Genomic DNA, 23,617 nt, shown 5'->3' with positions numbered 1-23,617 from the left:
GGTGGAGCCTCCGTATGATTGCTCGTGTTACGTCGGTTCCGGTGAGGATGCCGACCAGACGGCCATCCTGTATGACGAGCATCCGGCCTTCGGCCTTGGTGGCCAGTTTTTGAAGAATATCGAGGACCGGCGTATCGGGTTGGGTCACGATATCTGAGGATAGCGGGCGCATGATAGCGCCGACACGGGTAGTGTTCCATTCGGATCTCGGGAGGCTCTGTACGCTTTTAAGCGTAACGATGCCTTGGATCTCACCATCTTTAGCCACAGGATAAGCGACCCAGTTGTGCCTCAAGAAATGCTCCTGGACCAGCTCCTGAACGCTGATATCCGGGCTGACGGTCTCCGGGTTGGGCGTCATGATCTCGCTCACTTTAACGTCTTCGAGAGCCTCGTGGTAAAGTACCTGCTGGTATTCGGCTTGCGCCGCCCGCAATAGATACCATCCTAAAAGAACAAACCATATCAGGCTGAGATTATTGGTGAAGAACGGACCGGCTATACCGATGAAGATCATCGTGTAGGCGATTCCCCTGCCGAGCGTAGCCGCTATGCTGGTAGAGCGCCGTAGATTTCCCGTGAAATACCAGATGATGGAGCGCAGTACCCTTCCCCCATCGAGCGGGAATCCGGGGAGAAGGTTAAATACCCCTAATAAAACGTTAATGTATCCCAGGTAAAATGCGGGTGCGGCGATCGTCGCCGGAAACCCGAAGCGGCTGCCGAACAGCCAGATTCCAAGAAAAGCTACCCCTAAGACAATGCTGCTCAGAGGCCCGGCAAGTGCCATCTTAAATTCGACGCCGGGGGTATCGGGCTCCTCTGAGAGCTGGGACACGCCGCCGAATATGAGCAGACGTATGCCGCTGACCTGAATGCCGTTTCGGATGGCGACAAGCGAGTGCATGATCTCGTGAAAGAGTACCGATGCAAAGAAAAGAATCGATGTGACAAACCCAATGAGTATGTATGTTCCAACGGTTAAGTTTGGGACGAGTTGTGGGAAGAGCGAAAAAGAGAGCGCAAACGTAATCAATATGAAAATCAAAAACCAGCTGTAATCGAGCGATATCTCAATTCCAAAAATTCTGCCGAGCCTTATGCCGCCGTTCAAATTAAACACCCCTAATGCTGAGGAAGATAGTTCTTCTTTACCCAAGGGGAGCAGAAACGAAACCATCTATCGCTAGGCGGGACAGCCGGTGGTCTTTTGCTCGATTATTTTAATAACGGTGGGTTCGTCAACATAGCCTATCAGCTCAAGTTCGTCATCGATAAAAACTACCGGCAATGAAATCGTATCGCGGACGACTTGATTTATAAGGTCATGCACTTCCTCGGTATCGTCATAGAAGATATTGAACGCGGCAAACTTGACCTTATCGCTATACCGTTGATTAAGGGCTTCTTGCAGGGAATTGATCTGTCCCATGAGTTCCCTATCGCCCCCGCAGCCTCCGGCCGGGCCTGAAGAGCTTCAGCCGCTCGGGACGGTCGAGTAAATAACCACAATTCGTATCGGTTGGGGGTCGTTCATTTATCATCCTTTATCAGTAACTCGGGCGGTCTTAGCAGGAACCGTATCCTATGGTCAGCTTTGCCATCCTTCATAGATTCTAACCGCACGCGAGATAAAACGGTAGTGCAAAAGCTAAAAATGTATCGAACTTCTCTTAAGGCCGCTGGCCGCTCTCGGTTTTAAACAGTGGGAACCTATGCAGACAAACGCCAAGGCAAAACCATAACGACAAGAAGGATAAGCAACCTGTGTTGCATCGATAGCGGTTCTTTTCGGCCTGCTTTCTCAAGACGCATACCAGAACTCCTTTGTAGACACATAATAGTAGAACAATCGGCATGACTTACGTTGCGCTTAAGAAGATATTATTAATTACAAGCGGCTTAACCAGCAGAAATACGTACTTTATTTATGATAATACGGGAGATATCGAGTCTTGCCTTGATGTGATTAATACTCTCTAAGGTGCTGGAATTTACGCGGCAAGCAAATCCCTATTTCTGGGTATATAGTGTGCATACTTTTTCACGTATCTATCACTAAGTAAGAACCCATGATTCCGATAAAGGGGCGGTAAGAAAAATGCTGTATCAAGGTGGACGAAATCTTAGACGCACTTATGTAATGCTCCTACTGTCGCTCATCGCTTTCTTTGCAATGAGCCTTCCAGCACAGGCACAGAAACAGCCGATCTTTTCCCTTCCGACAAACCAGAAGGTCGTAGCCCTGACATTCGATGGGACATTTAGCCGGGGCTCGATTGATGACATCGTGAGAATATTAAACGAGCAGAGCGTTACAGCGACATTTTTCCTCGCAGGCACGTTTCTCGATAACTTCCCAGACGATGCGCGTTTCATAAAAAATAATTGTTTTGCCCTTGGGAATCACTCAAACACCCATCCGGATTTTACGACGATAACCGACACCCAGATTAGAAACGAGGTCAATGAGGCCGAGCGTAAGGCCTTAAATGTTACCGGGATAGATACGAAGCCGTTCTTTAGACTTCCCTACGGCGCATATAACGATCGCGTTATTAACACAGTCAGTCAAACAGGTTACAACAGGATCATGCAATGGGATATCGATACGATTGATTGGCGAGAGAATACAACCCGGCAGGATATTATCAACCGGGTGCAGAGGGGGTTGAAGCCCGGGTCGATCGTTTTGATGCACGTCGCGGGATTCCATACAGCAGAAGCACTGCCGGAGGTAATACGATTTATAAAGGGCCAGGGCTATACGTTTACGGACATGCCCAGGTTTTACGGCATAGCTCAGCCGCAGCAGCATGTGCCGGGCCTCAACGATGTTCTTTGCTTCAACTGGTATTTTGAGCCGATAGGGGTCTTGGCGGCGAAAGGTATTGTTAGCGGTTATACGGACAAAACATTTAAGCCATTGTTGCCGATCAGCCGGGCTGAGTTTACCAAGCTGGTTGTGACGTCGCAGAACATCCCTGTGGCGACGACGTTTACAGGAAGATTCCCTGACGTGCCGCAAAGCCACTGGGCGTGGCCTTACATAGAGGCTGCGGCTCAACGAGGGTTGATCGAAGGACGTCCAAACGGCAGGTTTGCGCCGGACGAGTCTGTTCAGCGGCAAGAGGCCGCAAAGATAATAGTGTTGGCTAAGAATTATCCGATCAACACTTCGGGCCAGCAATTTTCGGATGTCCCGATGAGCTTATGGTCGTTCCCATACGTGATGACCGCCAGAAACAACGGTGTAATAACCGGTTATTTTGACGGAACGTTCAAGCCTTTTGACGCGGCCAAGAGAGCGGAGGCTGCGGCTATTATCCAGCGGGTTACTCCGTAAAGGTTAAGGTGAGGATTTGATAGGATTTCGGCGGCTTAACGATAGCCACGTCGCCTGGAATAGTCACCGCCGCCAAAGGCCCCGATATCGATCAGGAATGCGACGATCACTGTGAGAAGGCCTAAGCCGTGAACCCCGTGATATGTGTGGATCGACCAGGCATAGGCCAGTGTTGTCAGGGGTAGAAATATAAAGCCCAGGAGCGGCCAGATAAACGAATCAAAGACCGAGGAGATGTAGTCGGTAAATATCCAAAGCACAAGGAGTACCAAGCGGGGCGTGATTAAAGCGAGAAGCGCTGCTATGCAACCACACCCACACATAATTCTTCCCCTCCCCTTTTGTTACCTAAATCCATTTATGCTAAATCGACCCGGTCAACCGCACGATTGATGAACGTCCGGTTGTTCTTATTGTACCCAAAACCCGGGTATAATCCATAGATAAGAAAGCCCATTCCCCAGTAGTTTCTCAAGAATAGGTAGCCTATCTCCCTCTCCCCCTCTACGTCTTGAGGAATAAGCCCAACGAGTCCGGCGAAAGTATTGTGCTCATTGTCGAAGGGTAAAAACGCTATTGGTGCAGATGCATTAAGCGGCAGGATGCATACCCGTCTTGCTGCTTATGTCCTTGATTTGTTGCGCCCAGGTTTTTGCTTTGTCTAACTCACCTTCTGCAAGCGGGCCTTCCGCTCCGGTGACTATAAAACGCTGCGGCGGGACGATCAAGCGGAAGCCCGCCTGTTGTAACGCCTGGGCGATTCTCTTTGCTGCGTTACCGGCAAAGATCGAGGTGAAGCCCGTATCGAATGCGGCTGCCATAATGCCGGATACGTTCTTTCTCTGCAGTTTGTTGAGAAAATCGCTCGTTGCCTCTGAATAGCAAACGGCATTGGGTTTGAATTTAAACTCGTCGAAACTTTTCCACCATCAATAGCTCACTGAGCTTTTCTCGGCCAAAATAGAGGGGTAAGCATCAGCAGAGCGCCCGCTATCCCGAGAACAGGATATCCGATACCAATGAATATGGGCGTTATAAGAATGATAAGCGTGGTGGCGCTTATCGAGGTCACAAGGACTAGGGCCCATCGTTTGCCCTGGATAAGTGCTGATGAAGCGTAAACTGCGAGCAAACCAAAGAGTGCAAGCGCGATGCCTACTGATAACCATGCCCAAGAGAGAAGATTTGCCGTATCTTTCGGGATATTATTAAAAGACGTCATGATAGAGGCATAACCTGCAATGCTATGGATAAGGGCCTGAGTAAATACTAACATCCCTCCTGTAACTACCGTGGTTCTAAGCAAATATCTTTGTTGCAATTCTCGCCCCCCCGCTCTTATTGGCTCGATGGCTTAAGTAAAAGATATTTTTATATATACCCGCGATCACTATGGCCGCAAGGGTGTTTATTTTGCTCTTCGAAGTAGACCTCGAAACTTTGCTGGCGGGTAATAGAAAATCTCATTCGCGGGTATAGTGTTTTTGAGGAAGGAGTGCGAGATGCAATGAGACTTTACGTAGGGAATCTAAGCTACGACACGTCTGAGGACGATCTCAGGCAAATGTTCGGCAAGTTTGGAGAGGTTGAATCGGTTAATGTCATTATCGATAGAGATACCGGTCGAAGCAAAGGATTTGGATTTATCGATATGCCGAATGATAAGCAGGCAAAAGAAGCCATACTTGCCCTTAATGGAAGCGAGCTTGAGGGGCGCACGATCAAGGTGAGCGAAGCAAAACCACAAGAGCGGCGTGAAGGCCCACGGCGAGCCTTTGGCGGCGGACGCAGATAAGTAGGCGTGAGTAGCTACTCAAACCTGACAAAATGTAAAATACCCTGGTCTCGAGACCGGGGTATTTATGTTTAGATACTGTTGCGAGATGTCTATTTTAAGGGTATTTCTAAACCCTGGGGCGCATCGATAACTCGGGTATTAAACCTTTCGCATAAGTGTTTCATTCGATCGCAAATCATACGAAATTGTGCTCCCGTTGCCAGATTAACCTGTGCGTACGAGAGGACAACGGGAAGCATCGTTAGACTATAAGCGCCTTCGGCACTGATGTTGACGAGGAAGATGAAGGACCAATCATTTCTTAAGATCGGATCGATTGCGTAATCATCTATGAAATCGCCGGCATCATACATGATAAGCCTTCTTTTATATGTCTCTACCGCTTGGAAAATATGGGCGGAGTGTCCGTGAAGTATATCGATACCTAAATCTGTAACCGCGCGAGCGAAATCTCGGAAATGTTGCGGTGGCGATACGACCATGTTCGGGCCCCAATGTAACGACAATATGATATTTTGGGCACCCATCTGACGTGCGCTTGTGATTCCCTGTTCGAGCGGCAGGAGCGTGGCGGTATCGGTTCCAATCTCAATATAATTCGTACCAGGATTGGCGTTTGCGGCAAAATCGGGCTCGTTATCGGTTGCTGCGATAATCGCAAGCGCTATGCCGTTGACATTTATAATCGCAGGCCTCCTCGCTTCATCCAAGTTTTTGCCAGCGCCGGCGTGGCTAATACCGGCTTCGTCGAGGTATTGCAGCGTGTCCGATAATCCTTGTTCCTCAAAGTCCAAGATATGGTTATTCGCTAGGCTAACACAGCGGATGTTAGCCGCTCTCAATACATCTATGGCTTTGGGGCTAGCCCGGAAATAGAATGCCTTGGGCGGTCCTTGCCATTCTATCGTGTGATCGGTGATAGCGCACTCAAGGTTGGCGATAACTGCGTCGGCCGAGCGCAGCACCGGTAATGTAGTCCCCCAAAAATATTCCGGCTTACGATGTTCTATTTCTTCATCGACGCCGCGACCGAGCATTACATCGCCGACAAATGCTAATGTGATCTTTCCAGCCATTTTGTCCCCGAAAGATAGATTAAGCGGCCTCCTTGCCTCGAAGCCATTGTCCGGACATGAATGGTGTGGCCGGGTGCTCCCTTCTTGTCATATGGAATGTGCCGTATACCCTATCCATTGCTTTATGGGGTGGTTCTTTCACAAACTTAATACCGAGCCTGTTTTCTATATCTTGCCTGAGAGAACCGGACAAAAGAATTTGTGTGTGTGGGAAGTTCAGCAGTTGGTCATCCTTTACATTAATCAAGTCCTCATCAAACAGCACTTTTAGCCCCGGTGGGTACAGTGGCCTTTGCTCTTCGCCCGGGTAACCTTCGGCCAGACCATCCGGATTTTTAACCTTGAATATATAAGCCGCTTCGGGGTAAATATCAAAGGTTTCCTGCACGGGGCCTGGGTTTATGGGGATCTCGAGCGAGTAAGCTAACCGGGTTTGATTTTCAAAAAGAACTAGCTGGTACTTGGCTACTCCGATAGGGCGCGCCGGGTATGATGTCTTTCCTTTTATCACCGGACCCCAGCCTAGTTTGGTTTCGGCTAATTCATCGCTATCTTCGGTTACCGAATCGATAACCGCCCAGCTACTCCCTGCCGGAGCTGATGATTCAGACGGTATCTCCGGCATTTTCTTCTGCACGGTCTCAAGTAAACGAAACAAGTGTCCTCCTGCAGCCATAACCATATAGAAGCTCTCCACTTCATCAAGATTTCGGATTACCTCTTTATGGTTCTTCGGGCGATAAAAGAAATACAGATCACCGGTTTCAATAACTTGCTGTACCATGTATGCGGCCTCCTTGGCTTCACGTCCAGGGTCAATATAAATGCGCATCAAGCAGTTAAACTATGTCATATGTACCCGCGCTGATGAGAAATATTCGATGTTTCTTGATGGTCTGGATGTTTGCAGTGATTAACAATGGAGAAAACGTTGCTTGGAGAATATGGTGAAATATTTGCATGACCTTTGAATCCACTTCTGTGAAGCCTTCCCTTGCTTTATATGGAAAGGAACGCTGAAATCTTGTTTGTTAAGGAAATTATGTTAATATAAGTATGCCGAAACACGGATGTGTCTATTGGGGTTGGCCACCTAATACTGATGATGGCAAGCCTTGCCATCATCAAGAAACTCGCAGGTTATTGTTCGAGGAGAGGAGCGTGGTGCCTAATGGGTATTATTGGTTCTAGCGCGTGCCATCTGTTCCAACTAGACATCAGTGTTATTATCATGGCCAACCTGCCTTCTAGGCTTTAGCCTACTGATGAGCGCCGTGAAATTCGGCCGAAAAGGCAAACCGTTCATCTTACGATACAAATCAGAGCTCTTCCCTATATTTTAAATACCCATAAATAATGAGCTGAATAAGATCAAAAGCCCCGGTATATCTACCAGGGCTTCCCTCTTAGATGTGGACTTACGGGGATGATCTTAGAACATTTTTGAATGCGATTGCCTATTAACAGGTATCTCATAAATGCCTAAAAGTGGACTAAACCTAGTTTCTAGGCGTTCTCTTGTCGAGTTCTTTATATGCGGAAGTCCACAGCTTGTAATCCGAAAGACTTACGGGGCTAAAGCCGACCTCGCGGTGTGAACTGTCAATCCATGCTTCTACGGCAGTACGATTCTCTGGCCACGTTCTTTTAAGGAGGTACCTGCGAAAGTTTTGGTAAATCTGTGCATCCAAACCGTATGATTCCCAGAAGTAGTTACGGTCAATTTCGCAGACAGATGGTGTCAAATCAGGTCGTTCCCTGAAGCTGATGAGCCTAGACACAACGACTTCGAAATGAAGAAAGGTCTCTGTCAGTCGTGAATCCGTAAGAAGCAACAGGTATCTCGCTAAGTGACGGCGCAATAGAGCCTCGATTGGCCATTTAGAGCCGAAGCCGGATGCAACCGCAAGTTGCCTGACCAGAGATTTGAATCGCATAAAGTCCGCCCTTTTGCCGTCGGTGCTATGACCTGGCCCAAAACCCGCTGCAAATAGCGAATAATATGGCTCGCTCAAAGTAACTGATGTCTGCTTAAGGTTCGGTGAATTAATAGTCCAAGCGTTATCAGCCATAGACGCATGCCATGCCCTGGGTGAAAGAGTCCGCGAGCCTGGGTCGTAGAATACTTCTTTATCACCGCTGCCGCCGCGAATTGCAAGCGACAAATTCCACAATTGGACGTAATGGCCTTCTTCGTCAAGCACTTCCACTAGACGATTAATCACGGAGATACGATAACGGTAATATGCGAACAGCCCGCCAATAACAGCGAATAGCACCAACAGGATGTTCGCAAACATAGTGACCCAATCCGTTATAGCGGGGTCTTGTGAGGCCGAAGTCGTCGTTGCGACCGCGTTGGCCGTTGCAACAAGTGAGACCGTGGTAGTTGTTATAAAAGTAGCTGTAGTCTCCAAAGGCTTCCCCCGATATTGCCTGTGTTTGTTTGTAGTGAGTTGGCTTTCGCTGAATTGCGTGTATATCGATTAATATTATACCAAGATTACTCCTTGTGCCTATCTGTACTACGTCTGGCAATACATTACTAGTAGTAATCAATTCTGGGCATAGTATGGCATGCTTTAAAGATCCCTTGCCATCCGGTTAATAGTTAATACCTATCGTTAGGCTATGAGTCTCAGTTATCTACGGGCTGGCGCTGGGCGATAGCCCAGGTTATGAAAATTCCACACAAACAAAAAAGACCTGGCAAACCTACTAGGCCGCGATGAACTTACAGGGTTGATCTATTCAAGGGCTATAAGTCCATTTCTAGAAGCATTTTCATCTTAAGCTGAAGCGCTGAAAGCTGCTCTTCGCTGATAGACCATCCCTGACTTAACAAACTGTTTACTATATTTACAAACGCCTTTTTAGGTGGAGGTGGAACATCATCAATGAGAATTGCTTTATCACCCTCCAAAAGAACTGATAGTACATTGGTAATTTGAGCATTACTAACGTCTATTTGAAACTCCTCAATCGGAAACGGATTGACCGTTTTGCGAAGTGCTAGATTGGCCCTTCTGTTATCAAACGCATTACCATTAATATGATAAATCTCGTAACCATCGGGTATCTTTCCAAATGCATTTTCCCAAATGAGGTTATGCAAGAAAATGACTTTACCCTCTTCATCGGTGCTATATACGAACTGGTCTGGATTGATAATCATTCTTCGATTCGGGCTTAAAAGCAAATCACGAATTGACAGACTGGTGGCCATTATTTGACTGTGGATGTTCTTGACTGCACGTTGGTCTAGAACTTCAGCAAAACGTATCGTTATATTCTTTGTGCCATTATAAGTGTTGTACGCGCTCTCAGCAGTACAGTAAAGCAACTTATCGTCCCTAACTGAATAGAAAACATATAACGAATTAGGATTATTGAGCAAATAATTTAAATTTGAAAAAGGGACGGAATAACTATAACTTCCATCCGCATTCGGCTTCTTGGTTGATGATTTTACCTGTGCATGGGAGCGAATATTAGTTGGATGTTTGCCGCCATCAGTTAGAGCTTCTATAACAATATCTACCCCGTAATCACTCCTTGATTCTTCCCGTGCAATAAACCAGGGATCAGTAAACAACTCGTAAAATTTCCGAACACCGAGATCACTATGAACGTGCTCCTTCGGACGCTGTGGCAATGCTTCCCATCGAGTTCTTGACCCTTTTTGCTTTTTCATACAATTAACGTCTGCCCCTTAGGATATGTAGTCGCCCAACATTGTTTATATTGGTCCAATCAATACTCTAAAATCTTTAATTGTGTCCCTCAAGTCACCTGCGAACGTATGTCGTTTGCAAGGCCTGGTGTCAGGCGCCCACCAGCTCGACTACCAAGCCATATAACCCATTATATTGCGAAATTATGCTATTGATAAACCATGAGAAAACAAAAAGCCCTAGCATTACTACTAGGACTTTCATTGGTGGAGATAGGGGGATTCGAACCCCCGACCTCTGCATTGCGAACGCAGCGCTCTCCCAGCTGAGCCATATCCCCAAATCATTTTGTCTTCCAAAATGATACTATCAAATAGCTAATTTCTCAACAGCAAAAGAGCCTTATTCCAGTAACCCCGGAATCGGCTCGATGGTTATCTTGCGGTCTTTGACCGATATATCTTTGACGACTTCTTTTGTCGCGGGAATCAGGTATTCTTTTGAGTTCTCCACGATATAGACGTCGTTGCTTCCAGTGCGGAGGACTTCGGTTACGTGTCCGAGGTGGTCGCCGGTGGTGGTGTAGACTTCCATGCCGACGATGTCGTGCACCCAGAACTCGTCTTCAGAAAGCGGAGCTGCTTCTTCAACGGGAATCATAAGGTCTCTGCCGGATATCTTCTCGGCTTGTTCCCTGCTGTCGACACCTTTGAATTTGAATAGTAGCCCTTTTGGTTTGTGCTCAATCCTTTCGATTACCAGGCTTTGTATACCGGGTACCGGCGGGCTTGGATATAACGCCAAGCCCTCTATGAACCGCTCAGGAAAATCGGTCAGACTCAATGCGTCAACCTCGCCCCCTAATCCGTGGGGACGAGCTATGTGAGCAACAACCAGGTACTTTGGTTGCATTCGGCAAACTCCGTATCTATTTAGTCAATGATCTCGACGATAGCCCTCTTGCCTTCTTTGATAGCGGCCGATTTGACTATCGTTCGTATCGCCTTGGCAATCCGACCCTGCTTACCTATCACTTTGCCGATATCCTCGGGCGCTACATGCAATTGCAAGATGATTGATTGCTCGCCTTCAACGACAGAAACATTCACTTTGTCCGGCTCGTCCACAACAGCTTTAGCCAGCAGCTCTAACAGCTCTTTCACTAGGATACCTCCTGCATGCTACTACTTATCTACCCAAGAACGCCAGCGATTTTTAGTAAATTTTTAACCTGATCGGTCGGCTGCGCACCGTTTTTTAACCACTCAGAAGCCTTTTCGTTATCGATTTCGATAGTCGAAGGGTCGGTCTGAGGATTATACCTACCTATGATCTCGATAAACCTGCCATCCCTCGGCGCTCTTGAATCCGCTACTACAACCCTGTAATGAGGATTTTTCTTGCCACCTACACGAGAAAGACGAATCTTTACCGCCAAATTGTCACCTCCTTTGCTATTGCCATAAACAACTATATCTAAACCTGGTAAAAGCAGGTATTGGCTGCTCGTATTACCTGATAGGTCTCTAACCTAAAAACGGGAACCCACCACCGCCGAAGCCGCCTTTGGGCATTTTCATTTTGCCCTGCATGCCACTGAATTGCTTGAGCATCTTCTTTGTTTGGTTGAACTGCTTAAGCAACTGGTTTACTTCATGCGTATCGGTACCGCTTCCCTTTGCGATACGCTCACGCCTGCTGCCGTTGATAAGGTTCGGATTGCGTCGCTCGTCGCTTGTCATCGACTGGATTATCGCCTTAATCCTGCCCATATCTTTATCGCTTATCTGGATGTCCTTCGGCAGTTTCATGCCGGGGATCATCTTGATTAGTTGGCTGATCGGGCCCATCTGCTGCATCTGCTCCATCTGCTCGAGGAAGTCCTCAAACGTGAATTCGGCTCTGCGCAGCTTATCTTCCATCTCACGGGCCTTTTTCTCATCCACCGTGGCTTGCGCCTTTTCGATGAGGGTAAGAATATCGCCCATGCCGAGGATTCTTGACGCCATGCGGTCGGGATGGAACGGCTCGAGGCTGTCCATCTTCTCGCCGACGCTTACTAGTTTGATCGGCTTTCCGGTTACCGCTTTGACGGAAAGGGCGGCGCCACCGCGCGCATCGCCGTCGAGCTTGGTCATAACGATGCCGTCGAAATCGAGCTTCTCGCGGAACGATTGAGCGACGTTAACAGCATCCTGGCCGGTCATCGCATCTACAACGAGCAGAATTTGATGCGGCTTGAGTTCTGTTTTGATCTCCTCGAGTTCGTGCATCATCTGTTCGTCGATATGCAGCCGTCCTGCGGTATCGATGATAACTATATCAGACCCGTTCTGGTTGGCGGCCTTAATGCCGGCGCGCGCTATCGTGAGCGGCGGCGTTTTAGGGTCGTCGCTGTAGAATGGGATATTGTTCTCGTCCGCCAAGGTCTTTAGCTGGTCGATAGCGGCCGGGCGGTACACGTCGGCACCGATGAGGAACGGCCTTCTACCGGTCGACCTAAGGTGGTGCGCAAGCTTTGCAGCGGTCGTCGTTTTACCGGAGCCCTGTAGACCCACCAGCATGATTACTGTCGGCGGCCTGGGGGCGAAGCTGAGCTTGCTCTCGGTTGAGCCCATAAGGGCCGTGAGTTCTTCATTAACGATCTTGATAACCTGCTGTGCGGGCGTCAGGCTCTCAAGCACCTCTATACCGATAGAGCGTTCTTTGACCTTCGCGATAAAGTCCTTGACCACTTTGTAGTTGACGTCGGCCTCAAGCAGCGCAAGACGGACCTCGCGCATGGCGACGTCAACGTCTTTCTCGGTAAGCTTACCGTGTGATTTTAATTTGCTAAATATATCTTGTAGCCTGTTTGACAGGTTATCGAACACTATTCTTCACTACTTTTTACATAATAAAATTTGACTGGGAATATATTCCCAGCCCCGTAAATATTATACCAGGTAATCTATACTGTCAAGCTGCGCAGGGTCGTGGTCCGTGGGCAAATAAGGCAGGTCTAGCGCTGCGAGCTTTGGCTTCGCTAAAACACGGGTTTTACGGCTTGAGTATATTTTTAAGAACCTTGCAAGTTGGAGTCGACGGGCTCCTCGACCGTATCCTCGGAAGGCGCATCAATAAGCTCTTCGACGGCCGGGCTTGGGATTGCTCCTTTTGCAGCTCTCAAGTTTAAATAAGTGGTGACCGTGATGAGCGCTACGATGATGGCTGTCGCTATGTGAACGAATGTCATCGCGGACCAGAAGAAGAGGCCGGTGCTCTGAATGTTTGATGTCGCAACCGGCGGTAGAAGCCCGATAAGCATGGCGAGCAGGACCGTAAAGAAGTAACCGTGCACAAGGTACCTGCTGCGAAGCAGGATGTCGCGTATGCGGCGTGTTCTGTCGATAACGGCGACAGGCGAAACAAGCGAGAACCATACGGCAAAGAGAAATACCGGGATTATGAAGAGAAAACCGATGAAGTTAACGGATAGGGCTGCGTATGCCAGAAACAGGCCTCCGTACATGATTAATTGCACGACGAAGTTCGCGACCAGAACTCTGGGGTACATGCTTGTCGTCTTATATGCCATTTCGAAGAACTTGGCCGTCCAGTTCTCTATCTCGGATCGGGCAAGAAGCGCTACGAAGACCTCAAGCCAGACGTTTGCGATGAAGAATACGACCAGGTCGATAAAGATGCTGTAATTAAAATCAAAGGGTTTCCGATCCGGTCCCACTAAGGTTACTGTGGGCAGATGCAGTGTTGTTGCCGTGACGAGGCTGATAATATCGGCGATACCGACCGATAGGATACCCGCGGCAATAATCATCAGCCAGCGGCGATCGAAAAGTTTATACGCGTCTATAATGATTCGAAGAAACAAGCTATTCACCGCGATATCTTAGAAATAATATTTCCTGGTATGAGATGATTATAGCGCAATTGGGGATGGGTTTGGGTTAGATTAAATCCTTGAGAGCATCGGCCGCGCCGTCGTATCCGCGCTCCAGCGACCTTGCGAATGCCTCGGCCGCCCTCTTGCGATCGTCGAGTTGGATATACGAATAACCGACCCAATAATAGGCGTATGCGTTGTCGTGATCGAGCCCCGCTGCCAGCTCATGCTCTTTTATCGCCTCTTTGAACATCCCCTGCTCGAGGAAGCAAGAACCGAGGTTATAATGAGCGTTTGCGTTCATCGGGTCGAACTCGATGATGCTATGGTACTGGTCGGACGCTTCTTTGACCTGGCCGCGATCGAAAAGTATTGAAGCCAGCCCGAAACGGGCTTTTGACATTGCCGGATTAAGCTGAATCGCTTTCTCGAAGTATTTTATGGCCTTGTCGTGATTATAGCGCTCCAGATAAATGCGCCCGATTAAAAACCATCCATCCCAGTTGTCCCTGTCGATGAGGATGGCTTGCTTAAGGTTCTTTAATGCCTTATTAAACTGCTTGAGGTTATAGTGAATGACGCCGAGCGCGTAGTAGTTTAACCCGTTTTCGGGGTCGTTTTGGATGGATCGTTCTATCTCGTCTTGTGCCTGATGAAAATTACCGTGCGTGACGTATTCCTGCGCTTTTATCTGGTGTTGATCGAGTTTTTGCACGTCGGAGGTATGATCGCTTCGCATGCGAAGCGCAATCGCTGATAGAGCTATCATGCCAAGTGCAACAAGGTAAGCCAGTTTCATGTCCAGTCCTCCACATAATGCTGTAGTAATTACCGCTAACTAATGCCGCCGCTAAAATGGCTTTTGCGTGCGCCAGCATGGTTAATGGTAGTTATCGGACTGAACTTTGCTTTCTTTAATTGTTTAGCCGGCGAGCGAGTAGCTATTCGCCGACAAGGGCTTTGACAAACTCATCTGGTTGAAACGGCTGGAGATCGTCCATACCTTCACCTACACCGACATAGCGGACAGGGATCTTCAATTCTTCCTGGATGGCCAGGATGATACCGCCTTTAGCCGTGCCGTCGAGCTTTGTCAGAACGATACCATTTATCTCAAGGGCCTCATTGAAGAGACGGGCCTGAGCGATGCCGTTTTGGCCGGTGGTTGCATCGATTACAAGCAGCGTCTCAAGCTCGGCGTCGCCTCTTTCGCGCTCGGCTATTCGCTTTATCTTTTTCAGCTCTTCCATTAAGTTGACGTAGGTGTGGAGCCTGCCTGCCGTATCGATTATGAGAATCTCGGTTTGCCTGGCGCTCGCTGCGTGAATTGCGTCATAGACGACCGCGGCGGGGTCGGCGCCCCTCTCGTGCTTTACGATATCTACTTTGAGGCGTTTAGCCCATATGTCGAGCTGCTCGACCGCGGCGGCCCTAAAGGTGTCTGCCGCACCTAGAAGCACCGACTTGCCGGACTTTGTAAAGGTTCTCGCTAGCTTGGCGATAGTTGTGGTTTTGCCGGTACCATTGACCCCTACGATGAGGTAAATCCTGCGATCTGCATGGTCGTGCTCGGTTTGGGGGGCATTCTCTTTAAGGATGTAGACAAGCTCGTCCTTAAGGAAATCGATTATCAGGTTGGGGTCTTTTATCCGTTCCCGATCGACCCTATCGCGCAGGTGATCGATGATGCTCATGGTCGATTGCATTCCGATATCAGCTTGGATAAGTATCGCCTCGATATCATCCCATAGCTCTTCGTCGATGCTCCCGCGAAGCGATAGCAATCCACTGATTTGACCGACGATATTTTCACGGCTTTTTGTGAGACCGCTCTTAAGCCGGGCGAACCAGGATACTTTTTGCTCTTCCTCGGTTTCCTCAAAGATATCCTCGATATGCTCTTCGGTTTCTTCGATATATTCTTCCTCAAGGGCCTCTTCTTCGACACCCTCAGCTTCCCCGGTTTCCTCCTCCTCGGCGGCTTCTACTTCTTCATAGTCCTCCGGCTTTTGGCGCCTAAACCAACGCATTCTATAACACCTCATTAAGATTTGATCAAGCCTTGTATTGTGCGATGTGAATCTTCGATACATGATGATACCACATTAGCCCTTCCCGCTCACATATTAGCTAAGGTGAATGGGCTAATGCGAAATGTTTTTTATGCCATTCCAACAGTTACTTCGCTGAACTTTTGGGAGATGAGGCGGGAGACTCCGTCGGCTTGCATGGAGACCCCGTAAAGGGAATCGGCTACCTCCATAGTGCGGCGCTGGTGGGTGATGATGAGCACCTGGCTATCGATTTTGATGCGATTAAGAAGCGCGATGAAGCGCCGTAGATTGACATCGTCGAGAGCGGCTTCGACTTCATCGAGAATGTAGAACGGGCTTGGCTTTGTCTGGTAGAGGGCAAATGAGAATGCCAATGCTACAAGGGACTTTTCTCCGCCGGAAAGGAGCGAGAGGCGTTGCAGTTTCTTTCCGCCCGGCTGGGCGATGATGTCGACACCGCTGTTTTGGGGGTCGTCGGGTTCTGTCAGGATGAGTTCGGCATGTCCTCCGGGGAACAAAGACCCGGCGACCGTCTGGAAGCTTTCGTTTACCTTCTCGAAAGTCTCGACGAAGCGGGTTTCCATCTTTTGTTCGATGGCGCTGATTACTCGAAGAAGGGCGCGCTTGCTTCGCTGCAGGTCTTCGATTTGCTCGATGAAGAGCTTGTGGCGCTCTTCGAGCTGTGTATATTCCTCAAGGGCTATCGGGTTGACCGGTCCCAACATGACGATTCTACGGCGCAGGGCGGATACTTCGGCATCGGCTTGCTCCCTCTCAACCGCCAGCCCCTTTTCGAGGGCCTTTTCGAGAGGCACGTCGTACTCATCGACGACTTTTTGAACCGCCGATGTCACTTTTAATTCAAGCTGGGCTTTTTTGACTTCGACTTCATGGAGTTGCCGGATAGTGCTTTCTACGCGATCGTTGGTCTTGTTTACATCAAGTTGACTTTGCCGCAGGTCCTGCCGCAGGTCCTCGAGCGATCCTTCTTCAAAAAGGGTCATCTCGCTGATCTGGTCATGTCTGAAGGCGACCGATTCTAAAACCTGCTCAAACGCCGACCTAAGAGGTACGATATACGTGTGCAGTTTTACCAGGTAATCGAGAAACTCGCTCTCCTTTTCCATTTGCGTGTCGAAGTTATTGAGTTCTTTGCTTATGCCTGGAATCCTGCGGATGTTATGCGAGATTCTCTCGTTGAAGGACTCGATATCGACTTTCACCTTACCAAGCTCGACTTTCAGACGGGACTCTTCCTCGAGATAGGAGTCACGTGTTTTTGTCGAGTCATCAAGCGTAAATTGCAACGCCGAAAGCTTATCCTTCTGCATCTTATATTCCTGGCGCAAGCGTAGGATGCTGTCGCTTTCTTCCTTAAGGTTTTTCTCGAGCGAGTTGACCTTGGTGCGAAGCGCTGTTTCTTGGTCGGTGAGTTTTGTTATCTCGGGTTCGGCGTCTTCAAGCGATTGCTTCAAGTTCGACTTTTCGACTTTCTTAGTTTGGAGCCTGGCCCGGATCTCGTCTTTTTGGGTCGTAAGCCGGTCGAGCTTTCGCCGTAGTTCTTCTTGCGCTACCTCAGTGGTTTTGATCTTTTTTTCCATGCCCTCGACGATAGCGTTCATATCCTCAAGTTCCCGCTGGTAGCCAAGAATACCGATGGCTTCACTCGCGGCGCCAAAGATTATTTTTCCGTTGGGAAGAATCACTTCGCCATCGCTCGTCACCAGGATCTCGCCCTCGGTTCGCTCTTGCAGGGTGAGCGCCGTATGGAAATCAGGAACGATGTAGACGTGACTCAAGAGAGCGCTAACGGCGTATTTGAACTCGCCGGGATATGTTACGACATCAAGCGCCCAGGTCGCCATGGGGAGCCTTTTTGTGGGGAGTTTAAAACGGGCGCGGTCGCTTGCGATAAAGGACGTGAGGCTTAACGATTCCACGTCTTTTGCGGTCACAAGCGCCTTCAGGTTCTCCGAGTTCTCAAGAACAACGCAGAAAATATCACCTCCAAGGACGGCCTCGATTGCACGCTCGTACTCGGGTCGAACTTTGATTGCGTCTTTAAGAAGCCCGACAACTGCTGGCATATCGATTGAATCAAGCGATTCGGAGACGTCATCGAGCGTCGGGAAGGAGTCTATGATGTCTTCGAGCGCTTTTATTCTGGCTTTTAAACCGGCGAAATCCTGCCTGAGTTCTCCCTCGGCTATACGTTTGGCTTCGAGTTCGGTCGTAAGCTGATCGATACTCATGGTAAGCTCGTTGAATTGGAATTCGAGCCGTGTTATCTCGATGCCCGCGACCTCGGTGTCGCGCTTCTTTTGCTCGATGCGTTGGTAGAGGTCGGTCTTGCGTTTCACCAATAACCCAAGCTCGTTTTTCAGGAAGGTTAGCTGGTTTTCGGCAGTATGGATGGAGAGCTGCAGCTCGTTTACCCCATGCTGGTAGCCATCGGACACACGTGCTTCGGCTTGGGCTTTTGTTTTAAGCTTGGCTATGGATTCCTCGATATCTTGCCGCTTTTTATATACATCTTCAACTTTGCCTTTTAATTCGACCAGGATGGAGGACTTCTTATCGATCTCCGTGGAGAGCGCCGCTTTCTCCTTTTCGAGCCATTGTTGCTGGTCGACGAGGCTATGCTTTCGCTGCTCGCTCTGGGAGATGGTGTGCCTGACTTCCCCTATCCTTTGATCGATGTTTTTAGCTTTTTCATCCAGAAGATTGATATTGGAGCGAATTTTCTCCTCGACGGATTGGAGTTTGCGACGCTTCTCGCTAATATCACCCGAGTAGAAATTCTTGGTCTCAAACTCGAGTTGAAGTTTCTCGGATTTTATATGCTCGCTTGCAAGATCTTCTTTTAGCTGTGTGAGCTGCTCCTTAAGGCCGGCCTCATGGGCCACCGTGGTTTCCCAATCGTCTTGCAGCTCGTTGAGGTCGATAATGGCAAGCCCTATCTCAAGTGAACGCAGCTGGTTATTTAAGGCAAGATATTCCTGCGCCTTGTTCGCCTGGTTATTTAATGGCTTTAACTGGCGCCCTATCTCCTGGGCGATATCTTTGGCCCTTTGCAGATTCGCGTCCATCGAGCCCAGCTTCTTCAAGGCCTTTTCCTTGCGCTTCTTATGTTTGAGGATGCCTGCGGCTTCTTCAATGAGGAGGCGTTTATCATCCGGCTTGCTGTTGAGGGTCTCTTCTAGACGTCCCTGGCCTATTATAGAGTACAGCCCCTTGCCTAGACCCGAATCGGAGAGCAGTTCCTGGATATCAAGGAGGCGGCACGGGGAGTTATTGATATAGTAGTCGCTTTCACCCGAGCGGTAGAGTCGACGCGTAATCGTTACTTCGGTGAACTCGATTGGAAGAAGCCCATCGGTGTTACTTAAGGTAAGCGAGACCTCGGACATACCGAGCGCCGTGCGGGCAGAGCTTCCGGCGAAGATGACATCGTCCATTGAGCCGCTTCTTAAAGAGCGTGGGCTTTGCTCGCCGAGCACCCAGATGACGGCATCGCTGATATTACTCTTGCCGCTCCCGTTCGGACCGACGATTGCAGTAACGCCGGTCTCAAACCGAAGGACCGTTCGTTCTGCAAATGACTTGAATCCACGCAACGTCAACGATTTTAGGTGCAACTACAACTCCTTGTTCAGCGGTGGTACAATTAATTACTGCTCTCTTGATTTTAAAACTCCTGCCCTGTTTACGCTACTCAAAGTTTTGGAAGCCAGGAGCCAGGAGTCAGAATCCAGTAGATTGTTATAGTTCTATTTATTCTCGAATTTAACGAGTGCTTGTTTAGCGGCCTCTTGCTCGGATTTCTTTTTGCTTTTGCCGACGCCTTGGCCCCAGACCTCATCGTTTATGTAGACTTTGACGACGAAGTTGCGATCATGCACGGGACCGAATTCATCTACGGTTCGATATCTTGGTATATTACCGTATTTTGCCATAACGAGTTCCTGGAGCCGTGTTTTTGGATCCCCGAACTCGCCAAGCGACGCGCGCTCATCGATGAGCTCTTGAAAGTTTCGAAGGATGAATTCCTTTGAGGCATCCATGCCCTGGTCGAGATAGAGTGCGCCGATGATCGCTTCGAGGGCATCCCCAAGAATAGAGACGCGTGTTCTGCCGCCCGTTTGCTCAGCACCTTTTCCCATTAGCAGGCACTCGCCTACATGCAGAAATTGTGCTATTTCGGCCAAGAAGTTGGCGTTAACGACGTTGGCCCTTAGTTTTGCCAGGTCCCCTTCATTGAGGCTGGGAAACTTATGGTAGATATATTCTGTTACGGTCAAGTTAAGGACCGAATCCCCAAGGAACTCGAGTTTTTCGTTTGTCTCGGGAAGCTCTTTTTCGAAGCTATATGACCTGTGGCTTAAAGCCTGAAACAGCAAGTGTTTGTCTCTAAACTGTACGCCGAGAAACCGCTCGGCTGTTTGCACGTTTTGTGGTTGCGACATCACCTATTCCTCAAATTTCTTTATAAGTAAACTCGCGTTGTGCCCGCCAAAACCAAATGAATTTGAGAGCGCTATATTTATGTCTTTTTTTACCGCAGTATGTGGCACATAGTTTAAATCGCATTCTGGATCAGGTGAATCAAGGTTTATTGTCGGGGGGACAACGCTATTATTAATTGCGAGAGCGCAGGCGATGAGTTCGATGGCTCCCGCCGCCCCAAGCAAGTGGCCGGTCATCGATTTGGTCGAGCTGACCAGCAAATCGTAGGCATACTTTCCGAAGAGTTCTTTTATTGCTTTAGTTTCCGCTAAATCTCCTGCTTCGGTGCCCGTGCCGTGGGCATTGATGTAATCGACCTCATTGTTTGCAATCCCCGCCTCTTTGAGCGCTATGTCCATAGCCCTCATCGCGCCTTGACCGCTTGGGTCGGGTTGCGTTATGTGATATGCGTCCGCCGTAGCGCCGTAGCCGATGATCTCGGCGTAAATGGTGGCGCCCCTGGCTTGTGCATGGTGTAGTTCTTCGACCACCAGGATGCCCGAACCTTCGCCCATAACAAAACCATCCCTTTCGGCGTCAAAGGGTCTACTCGCCCTTTCGGGATCGTCGTTTTTGGATGACAGAGCCCTCGCAGCACAAAATGAGGCCATCCCAAGCGGGGTTACGCAGGCTTCCGCCCCACCGGTGACCATAACATCCGCGGTATCCCTCTTTATCGCTTGAAACGCCTCTCCGATTGCGTGGTTTGAAGAAGCGCAGGCGGAGACTGTGCATACGTTCGGTCCACGTGCGCCCAAGCGAATAGAGATATGTCCGGCCGCAAGGTCGGTTATCATCATCGGTACCAAGAAGGGGTTTACCCGTCGGGGTCCCTTTTCGGAAAGAATTTGGTGCTGCTCTTCCATGGTTCCAAGGCCGCCGATTCCCGAACCGACGATGACTCCCACTCTATCTGCGTTATCGGGCGTGATTTCTAAGCGGGCGTCATTTACCGCATGTGTCGCTGCGGCTACAGCGAGCTGTTGGAACCGGTCCATGTGACGCGCCTCTTTATGCCCTATATAGGCCGATGGCTCAAAATCGCTTACCATACCTGCTATCGTAGTCGGATAGTTTGTCGTGTCGAAATGGGTGATGGTTTCAATGCCCGATTTTCCATTTACAAGACTTGTCCAAAATTCGTCTTTTCCTATGCCGACCGGGGATAGCAGGCCTAATCCTGTTATAACGATCCTTCTATCCATAGATGCCCACCGGTCTTACCGCTTGTTCGTATTCTTGCACTAGATTTTTAAAAATCTCCTTTACGGATAAGATATCCTTTATCTCGCCGATGCGCTCGCCGCAGAAGACGAGACCGTTTTTCAAATCGCCCTGGCGGCCCTTCTCTAAAGCCTCCATAATACAATAGTTCTTCTTGCAATCCTTAAGACAGCTGATACAGCGGATCTTCGGCTTATCGTCACCATGGGCTTTAATATGCTTTACAAACGCTGTATTGACAGCACGGCCTGGCAGCCCTACCGGGCTTTCAACCAGTACGACATCCTCCGGCCGCGCATTAATACATGCCTGTTTCCAGGCGATATCGGCGTTCGATTCTTCGCTGACGGCAAAGCGCGACCCCATCTGGACACCGCTAGCGCCCATTGAGAGCGCCCTCGCGATATCAGCGCCATGCAGAATTCCTCCCGCAGCGACTATCGGGATACTGACCGACTTGACGATTTGTGGCAATACATCCCAGGTTGATTCCAGGGTACCAAGATGTCCGCCCGCTTCTTTCCCTTCCAGGATAACCGCAGACGCACCGAATCGCTCAGCAAGTTTTGCCACCCGTTCCGATGATATGATCGGAACGAACGGCACCTTTTCTTCGGAGCACCACTTGAAAGCGTCGCGCGAAAATCCTGCACCGGCCACGACAAGGTCAATCCCCTCTTTGATGGCGGCCTTGACAAGGTTAGCGAACTCTTTTACGGCGACCATCACGTTAATGCCGATGATACCATCGCTTAGCGATCGCGCCTCTCTTATATTTTCGATCAGCTCAGGAGGCTTAATGCCTGAGGCCGCTATAAGGCCTATCCCGCCTTCGTTTGCAACAGCGGCTGCCAACTTTGCCATAGAAATGCGAACGGCCATTCCGCCTTGTATGATCGGCACCTTGGCAGTTACGTCGCCTATTTTCAGGCTTGGTAAGCTCATATGTGTTCCTTCGATTCTTTTAAGGGAAACAAATTACTTTCTCGCCCCTTTGACTACATTTTCTTCTCGACATAAGTAACTACGTCCTCGACCGTGCCGATAGACTCGGCGTCTTCATCGGGAATCTCGATATCGAATTCCTCTTCCATAGCCATGATAAGCTCGACTATATCGAGGCTATCCGCTCCAAGATCATTGACAAATGAAGTAGACATCGATAATTCACTCTCGTCTACACCAAGCTGCTCGACGATTATGTCTTTTACTTTTGAAAATACTTGCTCGTTTGCCACAAAAGATACCTCCTTTCGGAAACATTAAATAATTTACATCACCATGCCGCCGTCGACAACCAGTACCTGGCCCGTGATATAACGCGAGTCCTCGGAAGCCAGGAATGCCGCGGCGTTTGCTATGTCGCTCGGTTCGGCAAAGAAGTTGAGTGGGATTTGAGCGAGCGCTTTTTCGCGTGCCTCGTCCGACAACTTCTTTGTCATTTCGGTCTCAATAAAGCCCGGGGCTATTGCGTTCACCCGCACGCTTCTGGTTGCAAACTCTTTTGCCAGGGCTTTAGTCAAACCGATTATACCTGCTTTGGACGCCGCGTAATTCGCCTGTCCTGCGTTCCCTGCCACCCCGATCACCGACGAGATAGTAATAATCGAGCCGCTACGCTTCTTGAGCATGATTTTCGCGACGGCCTGTGTTACGTTGAAGACGCCGTTTAGATTGGTATTGATGACCGCGTTCCAGTCATCCTCCTTCATGCGTATAAACAGGTTGTCCCGGGTGATGCCTGCGTTGTTTACCAGGATATCAAGCGAACCCAGTTGCTTGGCGACCTCGCCTACGACCTCGTCTGTCCGTTCCTTATCGGTGACGTCGGCTTCATAGAAGAGAGCGTCAACGCCGCACTCTTTTACAGCGCGGATAACTGGGGTTGCCGCCTGGATATCGCGTCCGGAGAAGGCAATGCTCGCTCCTACCTGTGCAAGCCGTATGCAAATGGCTGCGCCGATTCCTCGGGTACCGCCCGTTACCAGCGCGACTTTGTTGTCTAGTCTCATAAGGTCCTCTACGCCCCCCTTAAATGGTCGATTGCTTTTGCCAA

Annotated in this window: 24 protein-coding genes and 1 tRNA gene; 2 read left to right on the top strand and 23 right to left on the bottom strand. The window is 49.3% G+C overall.

Going from position 1 to position 23,617, the window contains the following annotated elements; genetic code table 11:
• A partial coding sequence (locus tag ACYC56_RS03660; RefSeq protein ID WP_461372823.1) for a site-2 protease family protein occupies positions 1-1,114 on the bottom strand: 1,114 nt, incomplete at its 3' end.
• A 72-nt stretch (positions 1,115-1,186) separates the two neighbouring features.
• Entirely contained in the window at positions 1,187-1,432 is a 246-nt protein-coding gene (locus ACYC56_RS03655; protein WP_461372822.1) for a hypothetical protein, read from the bottom strand.
• A 744-nt stretch (positions 1,433-2,176) separates the two neighbouring features.
• On the opposite strand from ACYC56_RS03655, the gene ACYC56_RS03650 reads away from it, so the two are divergent.
• Positions 2,177-3,346, top strand: a complete 1,170-nt coding sequence (locus tag ACYC56_RS03650; RefSeq protein WP_461372821.1) for an S-layer homology domain-containing protein — start codon at positions 2,177-2,179, stop codon at positions 3,344-3,346.
• Positions 3,347-3,381: 35 nt separating this feature from the next.
• Here ACYC56_RS03650 and ACYC56_RS03645 read toward each other — a convergent pair whose 3' ends face one another.
• The 3 genes from ACYC56_RS03645 to ACYC56_RS03635 all read right to left on the bottom strand — a co-directional run bounded on the left by ACYC56_RS03645 (position 3,382) and on the right by ACYC56_RS03635 (position 4,622).
• A complete protein-coding gene (locus tag ACYC56_RS03645; protein WP_461372820.1) occupies positions 3,382-3,618 on the bottom strand; it encodes a hypothetical protein in 237 nt (78 codons plus the stop codon).
• Positions 3,619-3,936: 318 nt separating this feature from the next.
• Complete coding sequence (locus ACYC56_RS03640) at positions 3,937-4,167, bottom strand: hypothetical protein (protein ID WP_461372819.1); 231 nt, start codon at positions 4,165-4,167, stop codon at positions 3,937-3,939.
• A gap of 116 nt (positions 4,168-4,283) precedes the next feature.
• Positions 4,284-4,622 (bottom strand): hypothetical protein, encoded by a 339-nt coding sequence (locus ACYC56_RS03635; RefSeq protein WP_461372818.1) that lies wholly within the window; start codon positions 4,620-4,622, stop codon positions 4,284-4,286.
• Between the two features lie 231 nt (positions 4,623-4,853).
• On the opposite strand from ACYC56_RS03635, the gene ACYC56_RS03630 reads away from it, so the two are divergent.
• Complete coding sequence (locus ACYC56_RS03630; protein ID WP_461372817.1) at positions 4,854-5,141, top strand: RNA recognition motif domain-containing protein; 288 nt, start codon at positions 4,854-4,856, stop codon at positions 5,139-5,141.
• Between the two features lie 92 nt (positions 5,142-5,233).
• Here the strand turns inward: ACYC56_RS03630 and ACYC56_RS03625 are convergent, their stop codons facing one another.
• The 18 genes from ACYC56_RS03625 to fabG form a co-directional block, all read right to left on the bottom strand.
• Positions 5,234-6,220, bottom strand: coding sequence for a CapA family protein (locus ACYC56_RS03625; protein ID WP_461372816.1), 987 nt, complete (start codon positions 6,218-6,220; stop codon positions 5,234-5,236).
• A 19-nt stretch (positions 6,221-6,239) separates the two neighbouring features.
• Positions 6,240-7,004 (bottom strand): hypothetical protein, encoded by a 765-nt coding sequence (locus ACYC56_RS03620; RefSeq protein ID WP_461372815.1) that lies wholly within the window; start codon positions 7,002-7,004, stop codon positions 6,240-6,242.
• Positions 7,005-7,719: 715 nt separating this feature from the next.
• Entirely contained in the window at positions 7,720-8,637 is a 918-nt protein-coding gene (locus tag ACYC56_RS03615; protein ID WP_461372814.1) for a hypothetical protein, read from the bottom strand.
• A gap of 341 nt (positions 8,638-8,978) precedes the next feature.
• Positions 8,979-9,914 carry a DUF4365 domain-containing protein gene (locus ACYC56_RS03610; protein ID WP_461372813.1) on the bottom strand — a complete coding sequence of 312 codons (936 nt, stop codon included), beginning with the start codon at positions 9,912-9,914 and terminating at the stop codon, positions 8,979-8,981.
• A 244-nt stretch (positions 9,915-10,158) separates the two neighbouring features.
• Positions 10,159-10,234, bottom strand: a tRNA-Ala gene (locus ACYC56_RS03605).
• Positions 10,235-10,296: 62 nt separating this feature from the next.
• Positions 10,297-10,806 (bottom strand): ribosome maturation factor RimM, encoded by a 510-nt coding sequence (gene rimM / locus ACYC56_RS03600; protein WP_461372812.1) that lies wholly within the window; start codon positions 10,804-10,806, stop codon positions 10,297-10,299.
• A gap of 20 nt (positions 10,807-10,826) precedes the next feature.
• Positions 10,827-11,057, bottom strand: a complete 231-nt coding sequence (locus ACYC56_RS03595; RefSeq protein ID WP_461372811.1) for a KH domain-containing protein — start codon at positions 11,055-11,057, stop codon at positions 10,827-10,829.
• 29 nt (positions 11,058-11,086) lie between these two features.
• Entirely contained in the window at positions 11,087-11,332 is a 246-nt protein-coding gene (gene rpsP / locus ACYC56_RS03590; RefSeq protein ID WP_461372810.1) for a 30S ribosomal protein S16, read from the bottom strand.
• An 88-nt stretch (positions 11,333-11,420) separates the two neighbouring features.
• Positions 11,421-12,770 (bottom strand): signal recognition particle protein, encoded by a 1,350-nt coding sequence (gene ffh / locus ACYC56_RS03585; protein WP_461372825.1) that lies wholly within the window; start codon positions 12,768-12,770, stop codon positions 11,421-11,423.
• A 182-nt stretch (positions 12,771-12,952) separates the two neighbouring features.
• A complete protein-coding gene (locus ACYC56_RS03580; RefSeq protein WP_461372809.1) occupies positions 12,953-13,765 on the bottom strand; it encodes a hypothetical protein in 813 nt (270 codons plus the stop codon).
• A gap of 76 nt (positions 13,766-13,841) precedes the next feature.
• Positions 13,842-14,576: a tetratricopeptide repeat protein gene (locus tag ACYC56_RS03575; RefSeq protein ID WP_461372808.1), complete on the bottom strand. Its 735-nt coding sequence runs from the start codon at positions 14,574-14,576 to the stop codon at positions 13,842-13,844.
• Between the two features lie 142 nt (positions 14,577-14,718).
• Complete coding sequence (ftsY, locus tag ACYC56_RS03570) at positions 14,719-15,807, bottom strand: signal recognition particle-docking protein FtsY (RefSeq protein ID WP_461372807.1); 1,089 nt, start codon at positions 15,805-15,807, stop codon at positions 14,719-14,721.
• A gap of 131 nt (positions 15,808-15,938) precedes the next feature.
• On the bottom strand, positions 15,939-19,469 hold the full coding sequence (gene smc, locus ACYC56_RS03565) for a chromosome segregation protein SMC (protein ID WP_461372806.1): 3,531 nt from the start codon (positions 19,467-19,469) through the stop codon (positions 15,939-15,941).
• Positions 19,470-19,601: 132 nt separating this feature from the next.
• On the bottom strand, positions 19,602-20,297 hold the full coding sequence (rnc, locus tag ACYC56_RS03560) for a ribonuclease III (protein ID WP_461372805.1): 696 nt from the start codon (positions 20,295-20,297) through the stop codon (positions 19,602-19,604).
• A gap of 3 nt (positions 20,298-20,300) precedes the next feature.
• Positions 20,301-21,542, bottom strand: a complete 1,242-nt coding sequence (gene fabF / locus ACYC56_RS03555; RefSeq protein WP_461372804.1) for a beta-ketoacyl-ACP synthase II — start codon at positions 21,540-21,542, stop codon at positions 20,301-20,303.
• Positions 21,535-22,506 (bottom strand): NAD(P)H-dependent flavin oxidoreductase, encoded by a 972-nt coding sequence (locus tag ACYC56_RS03550; protein WP_461372803.1) that lies wholly within the window; start codon positions 22,504-22,506, stop codon positions 21,535-21,537. The genes fabF and ACYC56_RS03550 overlap by 8 nt, the downstream gene beginning before the upstream one ends.
• A gap of 53 nt (positions 22,507-22,559) precedes the next feature.
• Complete coding sequence (gene acpP, locus ACYC56_RS03545; protein WP_461372802.1) at positions 22,560-22,799, bottom strand: acyl carrier protein; 240 nt, start codon at positions 22,797-22,799, stop codon at positions 22,560-22,562.
• A 33-nt stretch (positions 22,800-22,832) separates the two neighbouring features.
• Positions 22,833-23,573, bottom strand: a complete 741-nt coding sequence (gene fabG / locus ACYC56_RS03540) for a 3-oxoacyl-[acyl-carrier-protein] reductase (RefSeq protein ID WP_461372824.1) — start codon at positions 23,571-23,573, stop codon at positions 22,833-22,835.
• Between the last annotated feature and the right edge of the window lie 44 nt (positions 23,574-23,617).

The organism is Candidatus Aquicultor sp. (genome assembly GCF_054640775.1).
The sequence above is the reverse complement of the archived record's forward strand: the minus strand, read 5'-3'. Positions and strand labels throughout refer to the sequence as shown.